This window comes from Bifidobacterium asteroides (assembly GCF_019469425.1).
Classification (GTDB): domain Bacteria; phylum Actinomycetota; class Actinomycetes; order Actinomycetales; family Bifidobacteriaceae; genus Bombiscardovia; species Bombiscardovia asteroides_I.
In genome coordinates, this window is record NZ_CP048272.1 from 1,692,292 (window position 1) to 1,711,657 (window position 19,366).

The following is a 19,366-nucleotide window of genomic DNA, read 5'->3' on the forward strand; positions in this document are numbered from 1 at the left end:
AACCAGTCGAGCAGTCGGGTAGAGTTGACGGGTGCAAAAGCTGAAAAGGGCGGGCTTAACTGCCGCCTCCTTTGTGGTCATCCTGCTGGTCGTGCTTCTTTTGGGCCAAGCCATGACGCCGGACTGGCAGGTGGAACCCTACCGCGACCATCTGCATGTCTCGACCCGCTCCACTGCCGTCGCATCGAGTTTGGGCCCCACTACCCCTGAGGGCACCCACCCAGTCAGGGAACGGAAGATCAGGATCACTCTGGATGGAGGAGTTCGTGTCCAAGCCATCGTCAGAGAGCCAAGCGACCGAAAGGGCACCGGACCAGCCTGTCTGTTCATCCATGGTGCCGGAACAGGCAAATCCTCCGAGGTGTATGGCGACCTGGCTTCAGCCATGGCCTCAGCCGGCATCACCACCCTGGTGCCCGACAAGCGCTTGGACACCTATACCGCTTTCCACCGTGATTATCAGGCCATGGCCGCAGACTACGGGCGTTCCCTTAGCCATCTGCGCTCTTGGCCAGGCGTAGATCCGACCAAAGTGGGCCTGTACGCCGAGTCCGAGGGCACTTGGATATCGACCATCATGACCGCCAAGGATCCCAGCATCGCCTTTTCCATCCTGACCTCGCCTCCCGTCTACCCGGGGCGGCGGCAGATGGCCATGGCGGCCACCAGCTACTTGGACCTGATTGACGCACCCAAGGGGATCCGCAACGTGATACCTAGGCTCATGGGCATGGACCTGTCCCTTCTGGGCCTGGAATACGCCGACTTCCCCTCCCTGCCCTATCTGGATAAGCTGCATATGCCGGTCATGATCAACTTCGGCACTATGGATGTCTCCATGCCGGTCGAGCAGGGGGCGCGCGAGATCATCCGCAGAACCCATGCAAGCGGCAACGACAACGTAACCCTGCGCTACTACCCCACCAACCATCAGATCCGCACCGGCAGCAGGCTGGCCAAGGCCGGGTTGCCCCTGGAACCTCGATATACCCATAATCTGGAAGACTGGATCAATGCTGTAGCACAGGGCACCCAGGCCGACCAGTGGTCCACTCCCATGATTGCCGGCAGCCAGCCCCGCCAGCTCAATCGGGTACCTGATCGCACCGACGCCGGGCTCCTTTCCTCATTGACTGCCCTGTTGATGTTGATGGCCAGCGGCCCCTGTCTGCTGGCTGCCGCCCTGGTGTCTGCTCTAATCGGAGCTTTGAACTCACATCTGCGAGCGCGGCAGAATGACCGAGAACGGCCCGGTTTCAGCAAAGGCCTGACGGGACGGCTCTGGTCACTGGCCCTGCTCGCCGCAGGACTGATGACGGCCCTGCTGGCCTATGCCCTTACTACGGTCCGTCAGGCACTCGGCCTGGTTCATCTGTCCTCAGTAATGACATCCTGCTGGCCCTTCTTATCGGTCCTCTGCCTGGTGCTCACCATGCTCTTGGCGAGCACCATGACTTCTATCGTCAGCCGATCCGACAAAGAGCCAGCTGTGGCCGGGGCTGGCCACTGGCTGACACTGGCTCTGACCCTGCTGGGGTCACTGGCCATCCTTGGCAGCTTGATCTTCTGGAACGTCCTGGCGGTTTGAATCCTGGCGGGTACGCTTTGATGATGCCAACCAGCACAATATGGCCACGCCAATCAGAACCACGCCCAGTCCGATCAGAATGAAAGGCAGAATCCGCTGCCAGGGTATGGTCATGGTCAGGTACGGACCGTAACGCAGAAAGACTAATCCCAAGGCCAGCATAGCCAGAGCCAGAAGTCCGACCAGGACACCCAAAATGATAGTGGGAACGCTGGGGCCGCTCGGACGGACCGGTTCCGGCGGCTGCATCCGGACTTGGTATATCGGCGGGGGCGTCTGCGTGTCATGCGCCTGTCCCGACTGGGAAGCGGTCGGCATGGCCGTGGTGTTCCGACCCTGAGGATCCAGCGGCTGGCTTTCTCCTAATTGTTGCTTGTCAGTCATCTTCCTGATCCTCCTCCTGCCACCAGGCGTGGTAGCCGTAATCCCAATATTCGCTGATTGGTCCGTTGTCGGCATGCGCCCGCTCCGGCTGGGTGACGCTCCCGCGGGCTTGTACAGTTACCCGGCCACCCTTCAATAGACTGGCGTCGACGATCAACTCAGGCTGGTCAGGCATATGCTGCTGATCCTCCTGGGTGGCTCGCAGGTCTTCCTCCCAATCGCGTCGTTCAGCTGATGGCAACGAATCGCCCCACCACATCCAGCTTCCCCGATCAGTCTGGGTTATCCAGTCGCCCACGCCTGACCCAAAGACCCTGTAGAGGTCGGAATGCTCCCGGTAGAACAGGCTGCATCCTTTAGGAATGAGTAGACGGACATCAGCATAGACCACCGCCAGTCGGACGGTGCCGGTCGGGCAGCCTGAGACCGTACTCGCCGCATCAGCCATCACCTGGACCCGGTGGGTGCCGTGTTCGTGCTCGTAGCCAGTAAGGTCGATGACGGCGCTTCCCTGATCGTGCGGGTCGCCGACCAGCTTGATGCCACGGTGGTAACGCCTCATGTCGCTGCTACTTGCTCCCAGCGTGCGCCCATGATTGCCTCCGTTGACTCGAATAGCGGCATAGTCGGCCATGACCCTGCGGTTCTGTCTCTGCTCAATGCCTGCCACGGCCGAACCGATGCCCAGACTGATGACGACCAGGCATGCCACCAGAGCAATTGGTGTCAGCCCTCCCGCCCTGCGACCCATCAAGCCCAGGATCAGGATGACTACTCCCAGGATCAGCGTGACGCCTCCAGCCCATATCAGGGCATAGATCAAGGCCGCATTCACCCCGCGATAGGGATTCGTGGCCATCAACCAGACTGCCGCTCCAGAGACCAGGATCAGCCCCGACAACAAACTGACCAGCACAGGTCCGGCAGGGCGGCGCCGCACCCTGGGCGGAACTGACGGACCATTACCGACCATTCCTGGCCCAGCCGAGAATGATCCAGCTGCGCCATAGCCCGGCCAGGCGCCGAATCCGTCCGGCTGAATCATGTCCCCGGCGCGTTCTGCAGAACCGTCTGTCTCCATACAGCCTCCGGAAGGTGCACCGGCAATGGGATTCTCCCCACCCTGCGCATTATTCGAATCGCTGCCAGTGTTTGCCGAATCCTCTGTTCCGAAAAAAGGTCCAGAAGAGGTCACATCCCCTTGTTGTCCCCAAGTTCCATACGAATCGGAATGCTCTGGCTGGTCCTTGTATCCTTCCGAACCCGGATTGCTCGCTGACTGTGTATTGCTTTGTGTGCCTGTGTAATCCTGGTATCCCTCATACCCCGAAAAGCTCGGATACTCAGGCTGACTCGAATGCCATCGCGGATCCGCACCGCGCGGGCGTTGCGAATACTGCGGTCCCATCATCCAAGGATCACCCGAAACCGGTCTGTCTGCATTCGGCCCACTCCCGTAATCTCTTTGATGCTGCAGGGCCTTATTGCGGCTCCACCGGATAAGAAGAAACAGGATCAGCGCGCCCAAAGCCAAGGAAAAAAGTCCGACTCCAGGAATCAGAATGGCCAGCAGCCAATAAATAATGATACCCACCATGGAAGCGTGCCAAATCCCGTGAATCAGCTCTTGGGCGATGATGACCCCACGCCGGTCCGGCAAGACGAACCAGGCAAAACCGTAAAAGGCGGCACCGGCGCCGAAGAGAAAGACCGCCAGAATCATCAGCGCTCTGACCAGGGTCACGCTCCAGCCCAGCCGACGGGCCAAGGCTACGCAGACACCGCCGATCCATCCTTGGTCGCGGATCAGATAGGACTCTCTACAGGCGCGGAAGAACCTGTCGGACTTCCACTGCCAACCATTATCGGGGCCATTGCCGTTCATCTCGCTACTCATATCTTCATTACAGCACCCAGCGAGCGCAAATCTTATGGGGGAACACCCTGATTGGACCCTGATTCCTTCCGCTTATTGCCCTATCGGTACCCTCGGGAAACAATAATGGAGGCATGAACGCACCCATGCAGGAAGAACAAATGTTGAGGGAACCACCTCCTCTGCACCCTGCACGCATGCCCCTGATGAGGCCGCATAAGGGCAGGATTCTATGCGGAGTCTGCAAGGGCATCAGCCTGCACCTGGGTATTCCCGTCTTCTGGATCCGCCTGCTCATGGTGCTCCTGGCTCCCAAAATGATCACCTGCGTGGTTTACTGCTTTCTTTGGCTGACGCTGCCCCAGGGCGATCCCACCCAGGCAATCCAGTCGAATGACCCGCGGTCGGCCCCGCTGGCGCCCAGCATCCTGACTGAACAGTCAGGTCAAAAGGAGAATCGCAGCATCACCCCCGGGCGGATAACCAGATTGTTGGCAGGCCTGGGCATCATCCTCCTCCTGTCTGCGGTCATTCTGCTCAAGAGCGGCATGCGTCCCGCCTTGGTCGTCCCCTGCTTGCTTTTCTGTGCCGGACTGGTCCTGGCCTGGCTGAGGCCGGAAAACCAAGGAGCCGGCTACCACTTGTCGGCCCTGATCGGCAGCCTGGCTCTGATCCTGTCGGCAGCAGTGATCTTCCTGCTATCCACACAGGAATTGTCTTGGGCTCTGACCCTGATAGTCCTGGCCGGCCTGCTTCTTGTGGGCGTGACCGCAGTGGTCGTGCCCTGGATCGGCTCAATCCTCAGTCAGCTGGGCGACGAGCGCGCCATGAAGGAGCGCGAGGAGGAGCGGGCCGATATGGCAGCCCACCTGCACGATGGCGTTCTGCAGACCCTGGCCCTGATTCAGCTGCATGCCGACGACCCGCATACCGTCTTCACCCTGGCTCGATCCCAGGAGCGCGATCTGCGCAACTGGCTCTATCAGGAACGCACTCCCTCGGATCGGTCAGTCAGCACAGGGCTGAGCCAGATAGCCGCGCAGGTGGAGGACGAATCCGGCAAGCCGATCGAGGTGGTCACCGTGGGCGATGCCATGCCCTGCGCCCAGACCGATGCCCTGCTTAACGCGGCCCGGCAGGCCCTGGTCAATGCCGTCACCCACGGCGGTGAACCCATCTCCGTGTATTGCGAGGCGCGCAGGAATCAGGTCGAAGTCTACGTGCGCGACCACGGTTCGGGCTTTGATATGGATGCGATTCCAGCTGATCGCCTGGGAATCCGAGAGTCCATCATCGGCCGGATTCGTCGGCGGGGCGGCAGGGTCGAGATCGTCTCCCGTCCTGGTTGGGGCACCGAGGTCAGGATGCACATGCCGCTGTCCGAAGCCAGCCAGCACCAGGAGGGCAAGGTTGGTCGAGCTGAAAAAGGGACTGATGCCGAGCAATGATAGGATGCATGGTGAACCATTCATTCACAGACGCATGCCGGTCCGATCCCACCCGTACTTGAGGACCCGCGTCGGGGAAAGGCGGGCTGAATCACGCCCATGACCACGACTGCCGCAGAGCCCCATCAAGCCGAGGATGGGTCCGCAAACATTCGCGTAGCCGTCGTCGACGACCATGAGATGTTCCGTACCGGCGTCATCACCACCCTGCAGCCGCATTTTCACATCGTGGGTCAGGCGGCAGACGTGGAATCCTCCATCCTTATGGTCAGGCAGACCCGCCCCGATGTGGTTCTGCTGGATGTGCATGTGCCCGGTGGCCAGGGCGGCGGAGGCGCCGAAATCTTAAGCCGCTCCCACCCCCTCTCCCCGCAGTCGGTCTTTCTGGCACTTTCCGTATCCGACTCACCCAGGGACGTCGGCTCGGTCATCCGCGCCGGAGCCCGTGGTTACGTGACCAAGACAATCTCCGCCAAGGATCTGGTTTCTTCAATCCGCCAGGTGCACGAAGGATACGCTGTCTTCTCGCCCAAGCTGGCTGGATTCGTGCTCTCCGCCTTCCAGGAGGACGAGGCCGCAGATACCGGCCTGGCAGAAGACGACGAACTGGACCGGCTCTCCGCGCGCGAGCAGGAGGTCATGCGTCTTATCGCCCGGGGCTACACCTACCGCGAGGTGGCTTCAGAGCTTTTCATCTCCATCAAGACGGTTGAGACCCACGTCTCCAACGTCCTGCGCAAACTCCAGCTATCCAACCGAACCGAACTGACCCGCTGGGCTGCAGACCGCCGTATCGTCTGAAAGTCCGCTCAACAGGCCACGCCGTGCTGGCGAAGAAGCTGACGCAGACTGCTGATGTCACGGGCAACAATCCCTTCCATGCCCAGCCGGTCAGCCACAGCAACATGCACAGGGTCTGCATCAACGAAGATCGTATGCCCCGGGCTGATGGCGAAACGGCGCAGGGCTAGACGATAGAGGACCGAATCGGAGAGGTCCAGATGCTCCTGGGATGAGATCAGGACACCTTTCAAGGCAGAGAGCGGTGAAAGCAGCTCGGATACCGACTCGATCAGCTGACCAGTGGATGCCGCCAGGCCCCAAAGGGCCAGGCCAGCTCGCCGCAGATCCTCCAGCAGCTCCGACGCTCCGGGAAGCAGGCCCTTCACTGCCAGGGCGTAGTTTTCCAGACAGACGCGAACCACCCAGGCGACTGCAGGCCCGTGAGTGGTTTCATAGTCGGCCAGTGCTTGCTGCGGGTCCACGCCCAGATTGATCTGTCTGCTGACACAGGCGAAGCCCCAAGGGTCCTTCGGGTCCAGCACCATATCGATCACACTGTCAGGGTACTGCCCGACCAGGGCCCGACGCGGATCCCAATCCACTAAGGTCCCGGGCAATGCGAAGAGGATGCTCCCGCCTGGGGCCGCTGGATCGAAGCGGTCATCGCTGGATGTATCCTCACCTGGCAGGTCGCCCGATACGCCTTGACCAGATCCCTGCTGGAATTCCTGATGCTGCCTTGCCATGTCCCCAGAGTAGACATCTGGACCTACAGGGCCTAGGGCAGATTCCAGTCGACATGTTGTCAATCACTCAGCGGAGGCCATTGCATGGATATATTGGGTTCAGCAATAATCGGATTTCACGCTTTGCCACCTGTCCAGGGCGGAAGTCCCGCCTGGTACGAAAGGAGCCGTCATGCGTCGGCTGCTGCTCACATCCTCGTTCCCCGCTACCGCTGACAGGTTGCCCACCTTCCTCGAGAGCTCCCCCAAGAACCATACGGTGGCCTTCATCCCAACGGCCAACCTTCCACAGCGTTCGGATGGTTACGTCCAGGAAGCTCGCAAGGCATTCACCGATATGGGATGCCGGATCGACGATCTGGAAGTCTCGACCGCCGATCCTGAGGCCATACGCCGGAGCCTGGAGGAGGATGATCTCATCTACCTGTCGGGCGGCAACACCTTCTTTCTGCTGCAGGAGCTGCGTCGCTCGGGAGCTGCTGACCTGATCAGGCAACAGGTGGATCAGGGCAAGCCCTACATCGGCGAATCGGCCGGCGCGGTCGTGGCCGGTCCCGATATCGGCTATCTGGATGCCATGGATCCACGCTCGGCCGCCCCGGATCTGGACTCCACGGCCGGCTTGGGGCTGGTGGACTTCCGCCTCCTCCCCCACCTGGATTCCGAGCCTTTCGCCGACGTGACCGGTCGCATTCTGAATCGCTACTGCGACGATCAACCTATGGTGGCCATCAGCAACACCCAGGCCGTGGCAATCCGCGGGCGATGCCTGACCATTCTTTAGGGAGAAGACCGCTCAGCGACAGAGGCCTTCCATGACCTGGCGGGCCTGATCCAGTCGATCGCCCGGACAGAGCAGGATGACGTCATCCCCAGCAAGCAGCCGCAGATCACCTGCAGGAATCAGCCTATGCTCGCCCCTGCGCAGACCGACGACGGCGCATCCGTTCGGCCAGGGGACCTGCCCCAGCAGACGACCAGCCGCCGGACTGCCATGCTCTATGGGAAACTCCACGGTGATCCTGTCAGGGACCTGGGCATCGGGAGCATGCCCTCGGCGGTAACGCTCCAACAGAGCCTCGTAAATAGGCTGGACACCCAGCAGATCAGACACCATCAGGGCTGTGAAGGCGCACAGAGCCACGGGGAGCATATGGACCAGAGAGCCGGACATCTCCACTGTCAGCAGGATGGAGGTTATTGGGGCCTTGACCGAGGCCGTCAGAGTGCCTGCCATGGCGCAGACCGCACAGACCGGAATGATCCGGACAGGCATTCCCAAGGCTGCCGCGCCCATCCCGCATAGGGATCCAGCCAGCGTACCGACTGCCAGGATGGGCATGAAGATGCCGCCAGGGACGCCGCTGCCGAAGGAAGTGGCTGTAAAGAGCATCTTGACCAGCAGCAGAACCAGCAGGTTGATGGCCACCGACCAGGCCACCTCACGAACGCCTTCCGCCTTGCCGATCAAGTCCTCGCCACCACCCAGAATAGCAGGCAGCAGCAATCCGACCGGAAGGGCAAGGAAGAGGGAGATCACCGGTCCCAGCTTTGAGGGCAGATGGCTGTATAGGCTCTGCGCAACCAACAGCAGACGGTTCATGGCAACCCCCACCAGGCCGGCCATCAGCCCCAGGGGAATCATCAGCAGATACTGGGCGATGGTCAGCTGGGGCAACGCAGTGAAGTCCAGGACAGGACGCAGGCCGAAACGGTTCTTGGCGATAAAATCGGCGCTCAGGCAGGCCATGGCCGCCGACAGAAGGATCATGGGAGAGAAGGACCGGTGGATCTCCTCCAGAGCGAAGACCATTCCCGACAGCGGCGCATTGAATGCTGCAGACAGACCGGCAGCCGCGCCGGAGGTCACCAGGCAGGTCTCCTCCACACGATCTCGGCGCAATCCTCGGGAAACCAGCTGGGAACCAGCCGCGCCGATCTGCACCGATGGGCCCTCGCGGCCCAGGGACAGGCCGAACATGCCGCAGGCCAGACCACCCAGAAATCGTATGCCCAGCACAGGCAGGGCGGGCATGCGCATGCCGCGGATGACCACCCCCTCCACCTGCGGAATGCCGGAGCCGGAGGCCATGGGAACCCGACCGACCATCCAGGCCAGGGCAAGACCTACCGCCAGGACGGCCAGCAGCCATGGAAGAATCATCAGAGGCTGGTCACGCATCTGCGAGTAGGCCCATCGAGCGAACCTGGTGCCATAGCCGATGCCCTGCCGGTAGAGCACCACCAGCACTCCCACCAACAGTCCGCAACAGGCCGCCCTGAACGCCACAAGCCACCGGCCTGCCCGACCTGGTCTGGTCACCCGCATCGGTCGGTGACGACAATCCTGATCCTCATTATCTGCCGACTTCCTTCTCCAAGGCAGATTCCGCCTCACCGGCCTGCTCCCTTCCTTCCCGCGTGCACGACAGCTTCCAGCTTCCTCCGGGGCGGAGACCCGAGGATGATTTCAGTCGACGACATCATTCATGGGGAGTATGAACACCCGAGAGACCAGCTTGCGGGCAAGGTCCGGCAGGCAGGAGCCAGGCAGGCAGATAGACACATCATCAGAGCCCAGCGGCAGCGCGGTCTGTTCATCAGTCGCCGTCAGATCACCGTCCAGGACGACGGTGTCCACCTGGCCTTGATGACCCACAAGATCCAGCAGCGAGACACGGCCCGGCATTGTATCCAGACATTTGCGCAAGGTGGCAGCCGAGGCCATGTGCAGCCTCCGGCATCCGACAAGTTCCCGCACCTGCCGCAGATCAGGACGCCTTATGCCCTTGGCCACCATGAGCATCAGCAGCCCTCCGGCATCCTCCAGCAACAGGAACTTGGACAGGTTATCGGCAGACAGTCCCAGTATGTCGGCAATGCCCAGAGCCAAGCCCTGGTCAATGGTGTCCAAAGGGGGATGCTGAGCAAGGCGCCAACTCGCCCCTGAATCATCCAGAAGGGTTCGCACGTCCGCTGGCACAAGCTTTTCATTCAGATGAGCAACGCCGGGTTCGGGGGCTGACCATGATCCGCGGCCTCCCGTTTTCACAGACGCCGTGTCATTCATCGATCACCTCCGAATCAGGCTTCAGCTCCTTTTCCTTCCGTCCGATGCGCTTCCGGTTGATGCGGTAATAGGCGTTGAACAGACCGCCGGCGGTCAGCGCAACAACCAGGAGGATCAGTAACCAAATGTTCTTTTCTATGTCAACGGTTTCAAGCAGTTCATAAGCAGATGAGATCATCTTCAGCCAGCCTGCAACTGACACGTAGTACCAGGCGGTCGCCTGATCAAGGAAGCTCAGGGCGCGTCGACGCTCGGACCTGGTTCTGGTAGCCTGGCGAAGAATTTCATACCCGCGTTGACGCTCCTGCTTGATCTTGACACTGGGGACTAGCCACCACCAGGGCGAGATTTTGCTCCAATTCTTGCTGATCTGGTCGAAGCCATCCAAAAGCTCCCGATATTCCTGCAGCTCCATCAGTCCTTGGAAAAGTGGGAAGCTGAAAAGCAACCAATCTCCGAGCAGCGAAACGATGGCGATGAATAGATGCACAGCCTGGCCTTTCCTCGCAAAGACGACGCACAACAGTCGGTTCCCATGACTGATCACGGGCCCTTTTATCATTGTAGACGCCAAAGTTCAGTCCGGACCGTCACCATGCCCATGCTTCTGCCCTGATGCCATGACAAATCGCAGCCATGGATGCGAGAATGCCCCGAGATCACTCTCAGGGCACTGATCAGGCGGACAGGGCGGGATTCGAACCCGCGGTGACTTGCGCCACAACGGTTTTCAAGACCGTCTCTTTCGACCGCTCAGACACCTGTCCATTAGGCGTGCCGATTAGGCACGCCATTTATCATACGGCATCAGACTCCATCAGACCACCGCCGGAATGTCGGCGAATCCTGACACAACGACTCAGCCCTCCCAGGCCCTGGGCTCAATGACCTCCTTGCCGCCCACATAGGAGCGCATGGCCTCAGGCACGACGATGGAGCCGTCGGCGTTCTGGTGGTTCTCCAGGATGGCGACCAGCCATCGGGTGGTGGCCAGGGTCCCATTGAGCGTGCTGACAGGACGAGTGGAACCGTCCTCCAGCCGCTCACGCTCATTGAGGCGACGGGCCTGGAACTCGGTGCAGTTGGAGGTTGATGTCAGCTCACGATACCGACCCTGGGTGGGCACCCAGGCCTCGCAATCGAACTTGCGGGCTGCCGAGGATCCAAGGTCTCCTGCGGCAGTGTCGATGATCCTGTAGGGCACGTCCACCTTGGCCAGCATCTCCTGCTCCATGGCCAGCAGCTGCTTGTGCTGGTCGCGGGAGTCCTCCTGCTTGCAGTAAACGAACATCTCCACCTTGTCGAACTGGTGGACGCGGATGATGCCCATGGTGTCCTTGCCGGCGGAACCAGCCTCGCGCCGGTAGCAGCTGGACCAGCCGCAGTAGCGCAGCGGGCCCTTGCTCAGATCCAGGATCTCATCCTCATGCATGCCTGCCAGGGAGACTTCAGAGGTGCCTACCAGATACTGGTCGTCAGGCTCGCGCAGACGGTAGATCTCGTCAGCATGGGAATCGAGGAATCCGGTGCCGGCCATGATTTCGGGACGGACCAGAGTGGGTGTGATCGTAGGAATGAAGTTATGCTCCATGGCCTGATCCACGGCCATGGTCAGCATGGCTATCTCCAGCCGTGCCACATCGCCACGCAGGAAGTAGAAGCGGGAACCTGAGATCTTGACGCCCCTGCGCATGTCGATTCCAGCGACGCCCTCGCCCAGCTCCAGATGGTTCTTGGGCTGGAAGCCCTCCTTGGCGAAGTCACGTGGAGTGCCGACCTTCTTGACAACCACGTAGTCATCTTCGCCGCCCTCGGGAGCTTCGGGTTCTACCAGGTTGCTGAACTTCCACATGAGGTCGGTGTACTTGGCGTTGGCCTCATCAGAGGCTGACTTGCTGGCGTTCACCTTGTCCGACAGGCTCTTGGTCTGTGCCAACAGCTCGGCCTTGTCATCTGGGGAGGCCGACGCCACGCGCTTGCCAAGCGACTTCTGCTCGGCTCTGGAGCTCTCATAATCCTGGAGTGCGACTCTGCGCTCTTCGTCCGCCTTGAGCACCTCGTCGACGAGTTCGACGGATTCGCCACGCTTGCGCTGTGATTCACGGACCACATCCGGATGTTCCTGAATGAATCTAATATCTAACATATCTGAATTGTATTCCTTTCAAAGGACACGGGATCCGTCCGGACCCTTCCGGATCCTGCAACGCATCGAGAAAGCGGACGGATCCCGCAGCGCCTCACAACCTCACTCAGACGAACAAGTGAACAATATTGTAGAAGATTGCACTGACTGCGATCAAACCAATGACCACAATGAAGACGTTGCTGGCCTTGCCTGAATATTTCTTGAGCGAAGGCACTGTATGGATGGCATACATGGGCATGAGGAAGAGAACGAAGGCGATAATAGGGCCGATCATGGTTTCGATCATGTTCATGACTGAGAAGTTGGCCCAGGCCACCAGCCAAGCCACCAGAAGGATGAAGCCCTCCACCATGAACTGCATGGTCTTTTCAGGCACTCGACGGTCAGCCTTCTTGGCTACCTTCCTGATGATGCCGCTCAATCCCTCGCTGGTGCCCAGATAATGGCCCAGGAAGGATTTCGCGATGGCGACGAAGGCTATGAAGGGCGCTACATAGTTGATGATGGGATTGTTGAAGTGGTTGGCGATATAAGTCAGGATCGACACATTCTGAGCCTTTGCCTGGGCAAGGTCCGCCGGCGACAGCGAAAGCACGCAGCTGAAGACGAAGAACATGACCACGCTGACCATGAGCAGTTCAGCACGCTTGAGAATGCTGGTCACCTTGCCGTCGACATACTTGTCGCCGTATTCCTCTCGCTCGGCGACCGAGAAGGAGGAGATGATAGGCGAATGATTGAATGCGAAGACCATGACGGGAATGAGCAGCCAAAGGCTTTCCAGCAGGCCGGAAATGCTGAAACCACCTGCGCTGTTGCGAGGGAAGCTGGAGAAGATGGCGGTGTTCCAGTGAGGAATCAAATAGAGGGAGAAGAGCACCAACACGGCAACGAAGGGATAGACAAGGATGCTCATCACCTTGGTGGTGACTGCGGTGCCCAGGCGGACAATAGCCATGAGCACGACGACAAGCACCAGGGATAGAAGCCACCGCGGAGGAGCCGACATGTGCATCTGGTTGACGATGAAACTTTCAGCCGTGTTGGTGATGGAAATGCCGTAGACCAGCAGGATCGGGAAAATCGACAGGAAATATATGATCGTGAAGATCAAGCCAAAACCGTAGCCGTAGTGCTCCTCCACCACGTCAGTGATGTCATCGCCTGGCTTATCGGCTGAGAGCACGAACCTGCTCATGGCTCTATGGGCGAAGAAAGTAGTCGGGAAGGCAATAATCAGCATGAAGATCAGCCCGATGATGCCGCCGCTGCCCGCATCGATAGGCAAGAAGAGCACTCCGGCTCCGATGGCGGTGCCGAACAGGCTCAGCATCCATACCGTATCGCCCTTATGCCATTTGGCAGCATATTCCTTGGTCCCCTTTGCCGCTTCAACGCGGGCAGTCGGGTTTTCCGCATTCGTCATACCGGAACCTTTCTTCTTTCTTCTTCAAACCTCTTCGTTACTTGTCAAACACGGTCCTGCGGAACCGCTTGCCGGTAGGGGTGCCCGCCAAACCGCCAATGCCCGTTTCCCGCAATGAGGAGGGCATGCTCTCGCCGATGGACTTCATTGCTCCAATAACCTCATCAGCCGGAATCCTGCTCACGCCGCCCGAGAGCGCAATATCGGCAGCTACAAGAGCGTTGGCAGTACCTATGGCATTGCGCTTGACACAGGGGATCTCCACCAAACCAGCGACAGGATCACAGACCAGACCCAGCAGGTTGCTCAATGCGATGGCGAAGGCCTGGGCACATGTGGAGGAATCCCCCCCGGCCCCCTCTACCGCCGCTGCGGCCGCCATGCCGGAAGCGCTGCCCACCTCGGCCTGGCAGCCGCCTGTGGCCCCGGCGATCATGGCCTGGTTGGCTGTGACAAGCCCAAAGGCACCGGCAGTGAACAGACAACGAATCAGTTTATCATCATCTAATCCCAACCGGTTCTTGAGAACGGTGATCACACCAGGCAACGTGCCCGAAGAACCCGCGGTAGGGGTCGCGCAGATGATCCCCATGGCAGCATTGACCTCGTTTGTCGCCATTGCAGCCACGACGGCTTCCAGCATGGCATCGCCGCTCAGGCTGGTCCGCGTCTTCCTGTAATGCTCCAGCAGGGCTGCCTCGCCACCGGTCAAGCCGGTCTTGGAGAACACGCCCTTGCCTTGGGAGCCCCTGTCCACGGCTGATTTCATCGTTTGCAGATTCTTGGACATCTTCGCCCAAACTTCCTCGCGGGTCTCATGATATCGACGCATCTCCTCGTCAATCGCTATATCCGATATCGACAGGCCGCGATCTTGGGCCATACCCACCAATTCGGCGATCGAGCTGAACATTTCCATGCCTCCTAGTCGATGTAGATCATCCGGGACGAGTGACCGGCGATCTCTTGCTGCATCTGTGCCGACAATGGGTTGTCCAGATCGAAGTCATAGAGCGTCATGCCAGGCCGATCCCCGGACTCGTACCGGGTCTGTTTCGTCACGCCTGCTTCATGGAGCCGGTCCTGCATCTGCTCCAACCAACCGTCTCCGTCATTTTCAGACTGATCGCGTTCCACCAAAAGAATGGGCAGAAGCCCGGAGGGGGTGATTGCGCATCCGTCCAGTCTGATGCGACGCACCTCAATGGTCCCGCCCCCGATGGAACAGGCCGCATAAGTCACCCGGCCGCCGTCACCAAGCAGGTCAACAACTGCAGTATTGGGGTGGCCAATGGGACTGGACCCTTCTTCCTCGTGAAAAGCCAGCGTCATACCCTGTTTTTGGGCGATCTCGACAGCTTCGGGAACACGGGTGTCGTCAGGCGCAAAACCGAGCAAACCGCCAACTATGGCGTAGTCAGTGCCGTGCCCCTTGTGGGTTTGCGCGAAGGAATCATAATAGTGGATATCGGCTCGACGCGGCGCCCCTCCTATAAGGATATGGCCGACCCGTCCGATAGCCACCGCTCCAGCCGTATGCGAACTTGAAGGACCTATCATAATGGGGCCGATGATGTCAAATACGCTTTTGTATTTACCCATGCCTACTTCCTCTTCCCGTTCCGCCAGGCGTTGAAGTTTCATGCTTTGCGATTACCGCTGCTGCACCACACTGACGGGTCCGAGCGGACCACATTCATCCTACATTTGCAATTTTCATATCACAAATCAAAAAATTTATCATGAGTCTCAGGAGTGTTACATCAGCGGATGTTGCCCCCCCCCCCGCATACGTAGAGGGTTCGTTCACGTCGGACACGCCCAAGGGCTTCGGGTCGGCACCGCGCGCACAATGGAATCATGCCAATTCCAGCGATCGTCATCCTCGGCATCCTGGCGGTGGCGGCCATTGTCGTCACGGCGGTGGTGCTGGTTTTTCGCGTCCAAAGGCGGCATAGGTTCGCCATGCAGATCCTGGCCCGGGACGACGACCAGCTCAGCTACGCCTTCGTCATCAACCCCTCCAAGCCACAGGCGGCTGCCGCCCGCGAGCGCATCCAGCAATACTGCCGCGACAAGGGCATCCGCGAATTCAGCTTCATCGAAACCCGGCTGGATCGGGACGGGAGGACCTGCGCCCGCATGGCACTGGACTGCGGAGCCAATGTAGTCGTGGCCGTGGGCGGGGACGGAACCGTACGCACCGTGGCCAGCGCCATGGCATCCAGCGATCATGTCATGGGCATCATCCCTATCGGGACCGGCAACCTCTTTGCTCGGAACATGGGCATTCCCGTAGGCGATCTGGATGCCGCCCTGGCCGTGGCTACCTCGCACGGATCCACCCAGGTCGACGTAGGGCGCATGGCTCTGCTGGACCAGGAGGATCAGGAGCGACGACGGGGCCATGCCTTCCTGATCATCGCCGGCATCGGATTTGATGCCTTGATGATCGACGACACCGACCCCAATCTGAAGAAGACGGTCAGCTGGCTGGCATACTTCATCAGCGGCGCTAAGCATCTGTTCGCACCCAAGTACACGGCCGACATCGCCATCACACGACCCGACCAGGTCACGCAGACCAATACCTCGGTTACCTTCCGCACCTTCATGGCTGGCAACTGCGGGGAGATTCCCGGATTCTCCCTCATGCCCGCCGCCTCCTATGAGGACGGCATCCTGGACTTCGAGATCATCGACACCTCAGCTGGCCTGATCGGCTGGGCCAACCTCTTTGGAGATGTCATGCATCAGACCATCACCCGCAAAGCCAGCCAGAGCCCCCTATCCACCAACTCCACCATCGTCCAGCTGCAAGGATCCAAGGCCGAGATCCGCCTGGAGAAGCCCGCTTTGGCCCAAGTGGACGGCGACATTCTGGGCGAGACACGCCATATTGCGCTCAGCGTGGAGCACCGGGCCCTGAACGTGCGGGTGCCCCGGTCCGACTGAGACTGGGAGAGCCTGTTGCCCCTCTGTCCGCTTTCTCATGCCGGGGTGGCATGATGGGAGCCATGACAGCACAGAACGCAGGCAGGCCTGCCAGCCCAGAAGATCTGATCAACGTCGACGATCTGATTGGCAGGTACTACGATCTCATCCCCGACCCTTCCATCCCCTCCCAGCGCGTGTCCTTCGGCACCTCCGGGCATCGTGGCTCCGCCCTGACAACCTCCTTCAACGAGGCCCACATCGTGGCCATCAGCCAGGCCATAGCCGAACAGCGAGCCAAGGACGGGGCCACCGGACCGCTCTACCTGGGCCGCGACACCCACGCCCTCTCCCTGCCCGCCTGGAAGACGGCCATCGAGGTCCTGACAGCAAACAGGGTACGGGTGCGCATTGACGCCAATGATGACTACACGCCCACACCCACCGTCTCCCAGGCCATCCTGACGCACAACCGGGCGGCCGACGGCACCCAACGCTTCTCCGGCAAGGATTTGGCTGACGGCATCGTGGTCACCCCCTCTCATAACCCACCCACTGACGGCGGATTCAAGTATGACCCGCCCACAGGCGGTCCGGCTTCGGCCGAAACCACAAACGCCATAGCGCAACGGGCCAATGAGCTTCTGGGCGACTACAAGCGGGTCAAGCGGATTCCCTTTGAGGATGCCATTAAATCCGACCTCGTGGAGCGCTTCGACTACCGGGAACACTACGTGGCTGACCTGGGCAATGTCATCGACTTTGATCTGCTCAGATCTTCCGGGGTACGTCTGGGCATCGATCCGCTGGGCGGCGCCTCGGTCAACTACTGGCCGCTGATCAATGAAAAGTACGGCCTGAACATCGGCATCGTCAACCCAGAAGTGGATCCGACCTGGCGGTTCATGACCATTGACCACGATGGGAAAATCCGCATGGATCCCAGCTCACCTTATGCCATGAAGGGTCTGGTTGATCGCCTCAACGCCGGGGCCTGGGACTCCTACGACCTGGTGGGCGGCACCGATCCGGATGCCGATCGGCATGGCATCGTCTGTCCAGGAACCGGCGTTATGAACCCCAACCACTACATCGCCGTCTGCGCGGAATACCTCTTCTCGGGCAACCGACCCGGATGGCCCCAAGGTGCCGGCATCGGCAAAACCCTGGTCTCCTCCTCCCTGATCGACCGCGTGGCTGCCTCCATCGGCGCCAGGCTGATCGAGGTGCCTGTAGGCTTCAAGTGGTTTGTCAACCCCCTCTTCAAGGGCGAGGTGGCCTTCGGCGGCGAGGAGAGCTCCGGGATGAGCTTCCTGCGCCGGGACGGCCGTGTCTGGACAACGGACAAGGACGGGCTGATCCCTGACCTCTTGGCTGCCGAAATCACAGCCAAGACCGGAAAGAATCCGGCTCAGCTCCACCAGGAGCAGGTGGAACGCTTCGGCCAAAGCTGGTACAAGCGAGTGGACACCCCTGCCACGTTGGAGCAGAAGCAGAAGTTCGCTCAGTTGAACGGCGACGATGTGACGGCTTCCACCCTGGCGGGCGAGCCCATCACTGCCAAGCTGACCGAGGCCCCGGGCAATGGGGCCAAAATCGGAGGCATCAAGGTAACCACCGAGAACAACTGGTTCGCCGCCCGCCCCTCCGGCACCGAGAACATCTACAAGGTCTACGCCGAATCCTTCGTTTCCCCTGAGACCCTGGATCAGGTTCTGGACGATGCCGACCAGGTGGTCACCAAGGCTCTGGGCTGAGCTTCAGACAAGACCCCTGCCCTCCTCCGCGACAGTCATCGCTGGGGCGGGGGTTCTCTATTTTCCTGTTTAAACTGAAACTATGACCAATGACAAGAATCTGGTCGTCTCCACCGACGGCAGTGCACTGAGCAATCCCAATGGCCCCATGGGTTGGGCTTGGGCCGATCACCAGGGCGGCGACGCAGATGCAGGCGGCGCCAGCAACGGCACCAATCAGATTGGCGAACTGTGCGCCGTGCTGCAGGCCCTGCGCGCCCACCCAGGCGAGCGCCCGCTGGTCATCGAAACCGACTCCCAATACGCCATCAACTGCTCCACCACCTGGGTGCCCGGGTGGAGGAAGAAAGGGTGGAAGAACTCCCAGGGCAAGCCGGTCAAGAACCGCCCGCTTATTGAAGCCATCGACCAGGCGATCCAGGCACGGGCGGGATCGGTCAGGTTTGTCTGGGTCAAGGGCCACGCCGGCAACACATTCAACGAAAAAGTGGACACCCTGGCCCGCGGCTACGCCACAGCTGCAGGCAAGGGCGACCGGGAAGGCTGTCTTCCTATCGAAGGCTGGCGTTCGCTGCTGGCCTCCCCCTATGCCAAAGGCACGCAGGTACCGCCCGCAGTCAAGGAGGAGCTGGACGCAGGACCCCGAGTTCTGGACGAGCTGGGCCGCAAGAAGGTTCGCCTGGACCAGGAAGAGCAGAAAGATCTAGCCGAAACCGCCGTCGAGTCCCAGGCTGTGAATCCCGAGCAGGCCGAATCTGTAGAAGCAACAGCTGATGCAGACGATGATGCGAAGCCCGAGGCCATCAATGGCATGCCCGACCCCGACTTAACCGATGGTCAGGAAGACGAACTCGGGCCGGCTTTCAAGGGCACCTCGGACGCCGATGCAGCTGACCAGGAGACCAAGGACTCCGGGGCCCGGGGACTGAGAGCCAGCGGTCGCATCCGCATCACGCCGCCTCCTTCCGGCAGCAGCATGTTCACGGGACAGGACCTGCATATCGTCGGCAGCATCGATATAGATGCGGACATTGACCCTGACGGCTTCGTGACCATCCAGGAGGCGCCTTTCCGCCTGCATGCCATCGAAGTGGAGGATTAAGCGGCTTCTGGACCGTCAGGGGCCATCGTCTAAACTGGAGTGAACCTGAACCAACAAGACCCGCAGACATCAGCTGTTAAGCGCATGCGGGCATGAAGGAGCG

17 protein-coding genes and 1 tRNA gene are annotated in these 19,366 nt (G+C 60.2%); 7 read left to right on the top strand and 11 right to left on the bottom strand.

Annotated elements, in window-relative coordinates; all coding sequences use genetic code 11:
* Positions 1 to 31: 31 nt before the first annotated feature.
* Positions 32 to 1,588 (top strand): alpha/beta hydrolase family protein, encoded by a 1,557-nt coding sequence (locus GYM67_RS06985; protein ID WP_220236218.1) that lies wholly within the window; start codon positions 32 to 34, stop codon positions 1,586 to 1,588.
* On the opposite strand, the gene GYM67_RS06990 is transcribed toward GYM67_RS06985, so the two are convergent.
* Both GYM67_RS06990 and GYM67_RS06995 read right to left on the bottom strand, forming a co-directional pair.
* On the bottom strand, positions 1,538 to 1,972 hold the full coding sequence (locus tag GYM67_RS06990) for a hypothetical protein (protein ID WP_220236219.1): 435 nt from the start codon (positions 1,970 to 1,972) through the stop codon (positions 1,538 to 1,540). The two genes, GYM67_RS06985 and GYM67_RS06990, sit on opposite strands and share 51 nt — an antisense overlap.
* Positions 1,965 to 3,869 carry a PspC domain-containing protein gene (locus GYM67_RS06995; RefSeq protein WP_220236220.1) on the bottom strand — a complete coding sequence of 635 codons (1,905 nt, stop codon included), beginning with the start codon at positions 3,867 to 3,869 and terminating at the stop codon, positions 1,965 to 1,967. The genes GYM67_RS06990 and GYM67_RS06995 overlap by 8 nt, the downstream gene beginning before the upstream one ends.
* Before the next feature lie 140 nt (positions 3,870 to 4,009).
* Between GYM67_RS06995 and GYM67_RS07000 the strand changes: the two genes are divergently transcribed.
* Both GYM67_RS07000 and GYM67_RS07005 read left to right on the top strand, forming a co-directional pair.
* Positions 4,010 to 5,296 (top strand): ATP-binding protein, encoded by a 1,287-nt coding sequence (locus tag GYM67_RS07000; protein ID WP_220237451.1) that lies wholly within the window; start codon positions 4,010 to 4,012, stop codon positions 5,294 to 5,296.
* A gap of 99 nt (positions 5,297 to 5,395) precedes the next feature.
* On the top strand, positions 5,396 to 6,097 hold the full coding sequence (locus GYM67_RS07005) for a LuxR C-terminal-related transcriptional regulator (RefSeq protein WP_220236221.1): 702 nt from the start codon (positions 5,396 to 5,398) through the stop codon (positions 6,095 to 6,097).
* Between the two features lie 8 nt (positions 6,098 to 6,105).
* Here the strand turns inward: GYM67_RS07005 and GYM67_RS07010 are convergent, their stop codons facing one another.
* Positions 6,106 to 6,825 (bottom strand): HAD family hydrolase, encoded by a 720-nt coding sequence (locus GYM67_RS07010; RefSeq protein ID WP_220236222.1) that lies wholly within the window; start codon positions 6,823 to 6,825, stop codon positions 6,106 to 6,108.
* 172 nt (positions 6,826 to 6,997) lie between these two features.
* Here GYM67_RS07010 and GYM67_RS07015 point away from each other — a divergent pair, with 172 nt between their 5' ends.
* Positions 6,998 to 7,609 (top strand): Type 1 glutamine amidotransferase-like domain-containing protein, encoded by a 612-nt coding sequence (locus GYM67_RS07015; RefSeq protein WP_220236223.1) that lies wholly within the window; start codon positions 6,998 to 7,000, stop codon positions 7,607 to 7,609.
* A gap of 12 nt (positions 7,610 to 7,621) precedes the next feature.
* On the opposite strand, the gene GYM67_RS07020 is transcribed toward GYM67_RS07015, so the two are convergent.
* The 8 genes from GYM67_RS07020 to GYM67_RS07055 form a co-directional block, all read right to left on the bottom strand.
* Positions 7,622 to 9,154, bottom strand: coding sequence for a ClC family H(+)/Cl(-) exchange transporter (locus GYM67_RS07020; RefSeq protein WP_396019989.1), 1,533 nt, complete (start codon positions 9,152 to 9,154; stop codon positions 7,622 to 7,624).
* Between the two features lie 141 nt (positions 9,155 to 9,295).
* Positions 9,296 to 9,739, bottom strand: a complete 444-nt coding sequence (locus tag GYM67_RS07025) for a YbaK/EbsC family protein (RefSeq protein ID WP_220236225.1) — start codon at positions 9,737 to 9,739, stop codon at positions 9,296 to 9,298.
* A gap of 148 nt (positions 9,740 to 9,887) precedes the next feature.
* On the bottom strand, positions 9,888 to 10,310 hold the full coding sequence (locus tag GYM67_RS07030) for a hypothetical protein (protein WP_220236226.1): 423 nt from the start codon (positions 10,308 to 10,310) through the stop codon (positions 9,888 to 9,890).
* 267 nt (positions 10,311 to 10,577) lie between these two features.
* Positions 10,578 to 10,662: transfer RNA gene (locus GYM67_RS07035), tRNA-Ser, on the bottom strand.
* Between the two features lie 92 nt (positions 10,663 to 10,754).
* On the bottom strand, positions 10,755 to 12,041 hold the full coding sequence (serS, locus tag GYM67_RS07040; protein ID WP_220236227.1) for a serine--tRNA ligase: 1,287 nt from the start codon (positions 12,039 to 12,041) through the stop codon (positions 10,755 to 10,757).
* A 106-nt stretch (positions 12,042 to 12,147) separates the two neighbouring features.
* Positions 12,148 to 13,470, bottom strand: a complete 1,323-nt coding sequence (locus tag GYM67_RS07045) for an aromatic amino acid transport family protein (protein ID WP_220236228.1) — start codon at positions 13,468 to 13,470, stop codon at positions 12,148 to 12,150.
* Between the two features lie 37 nt (positions 13,471 to 13,507).
* Positions 13,508 to 14,389: an L-serine ammonia-lyase, iron-sulfur-dependent, subunit alpha gene (gene sdaAA / locus GYM67_RS07050; RefSeq protein WP_258561472.1), complete on the bottom strand. Its 882-nt coding sequence runs from the start codon at positions 14,387 to 14,389 to the stop codon at positions 13,508 to 13,510.
* Between the two features lie 5 nt (positions 14,390 to 14,394).
* Positions 14,395 to 15,072, bottom strand: coding sequence for a serine dehydratase beta chain (locus GYM67_RS07055; RefSeq protein WP_220236229.1), 678 nt, complete (start codon positions 15,070 to 15,072; stop codon positions 14,395 to 14,397).
* 258 nt (positions 15,073 to 15,330) lie between these two features.
* On the opposite strand from GYM67_RS07055, the gene GYM67_RS07060 reads away from it, so the two are divergent.
* The 3 genes from GYM67_RS07060 to GYM67_RS07070 all read left to right on the top strand — a co-directional run bounded on the left by GYM67_RS07060 (position 15,331) and on the right by GYM67_RS07070 (position 19,263).
* The gene (locus GYM67_RS07060) at positions 15,331 to 16,425 is read left to right on the top strand and encodes a diacylglycerol/lipid kinase family protein (protein ID WP_220236230.1); all 1,095 of its coding nucleotides are present in this window, start codon (positions 15,331 to 15,333) and stop codon (positions 16,423 to 16,425) included.
* Between the two features lie 62 nt (positions 16,426 to 16,487).
* Positions 16,488 to 18,161, top strand: coding sequence for a phosphoglucomutase (alpha-D-glucose-1,6-bisphosphate-dependent) (gene pgm, locus GYM67_RS07065; RefSeq protein ID WP_220236231.1), 1,674 nt, complete (start codon positions 16,488 to 16,490; stop codon positions 18,159 to 18,161).
* 82 nt (positions 18,162 to 18,243) lie between these two features.
* Positions 18,244 to 19,263, top strand: a complete 1,020-nt coding sequence (locus tag GYM67_RS07070) for a ribonuclease H family protein (protein WP_220236232.1) — start codon at positions 18,244 to 18,246, stop codon at positions 19,261 to 19,263.
* Positions 19,264 to 19,366 lie beyond the last annotated feature (103 nt).

What these genes read in the sequence shown, in the direction of transcription:
- GYM67_RS06990 (WP_220236219.1), bottom strand. Translation starts at nt 1,972, where the DNA reads ATGACTGACAAGCAACAATTAGGAGAAAGCCAGCCGCTGGATCCTCAG.
- GYM67_RS07015 (WP_220236223.1), top strand. Translation starts at nt 6,998, where the DNA reads ATGCGTCGGCTGCTGCTCACATCCTCGTTCCCCGCTACCGCTGACAGG.
- sdaAA (WP_258561472.1), bottom strand. Translation starts at nt 14,389, where the DNA reads ATGGAAATGTTCAGCTCGATCGCCGAATTGGTGGGTATGGCCCAAGAT.
- GYM67_RS07010 (WP_220236222.1), bottom strand. Translation starts at nt 6,825, where the DNA reads ATGGCAAGGCAGCATCAGGAATTCCAGCAGGGATCTGGTCAAGGCGTA.
- GYM67_RS07005 (WP_220236221.1), top strand. Translation starts at nt 5,396, where the DNA reads ATGACCACGACTGCCGCAGAGCCCCATCAAGCCGAGGATGGGTCCGCA.
- pgm (WP_220236231.1), top strand. Translation starts at nt 16,488, where the DNA reads ATGACAGCACAGAACGCAGGCAGGCCTGCCAGCCCAGAAGATCTGATC.
- GYM67_RS07020 (WP_396019989.1), bottom strand. Translation starts at nt 9,154, where the DNA reads ATGCGGGTGACCAGACCAGGTCGGGCAGGCCGGTGGCTTGTGGCGTTC.
- GYM67_RS07045 (WP_220236228.1), bottom strand. Translation starts at nt 13,470, where the DNA reads ATGACGAATGCGGAAAACCCGACTGCCCGCGTTGAAGCGGCAAAGGGG.
- GYM67_RS07055 (WP_220236229.1), bottom strand. Translation starts at nt 15,072, where the DNA reads ATGGGTAAATACAAAAGCGTATTTGACATCATCGGCCCCATTATGATA.
- GYM67_RS07030 (WP_220236226.1), bottom strand. Translation starts at nt 10,310, where the DNA reads ATGGAGCTGCAGGAATATCGGGAGCTTTTGGATGGCTTCGACCAGATC.
- GYM67_RS07000 (WP_220237451.1), top strand. Translation starts at nt 4,010, where the DNA reads ATGTTGAGGGAACCACCTCCTCTGCACCCTGCACGCATGCCCCTGATG.
- GYM67_RS06995 (WP_220236220.1), bottom strand. Translation starts at nt 3,869, where the DNA reads ATGAGTAGCGAGATGAACGGCAATGGCCCCGATAATGGTTGGCAGTGG.
- GYM67_RS07060 (WP_220236230.1), top strand. Translation starts at nt 15,331, where the DNA reads ATGCCAATTCCAGCGATCGTCATCCTCGGCATCCTGGCGGTGGCGGCC.
- serS (WP_220236227.1), bottom strand. Translation starts at nt 12,041, where the DNA reads ATGTTAGATATTAGATTCATTCAGGAACATCCGGATGTGGTCCGTGAA.
- GYM67_RS07070 (WP_220236232.1), top strand. Translation starts at nt 18,244, where the DNA reads ATGACCAATGACAAGAATCTGGTCGTCTCCACCGACGGCAGTGCACTG.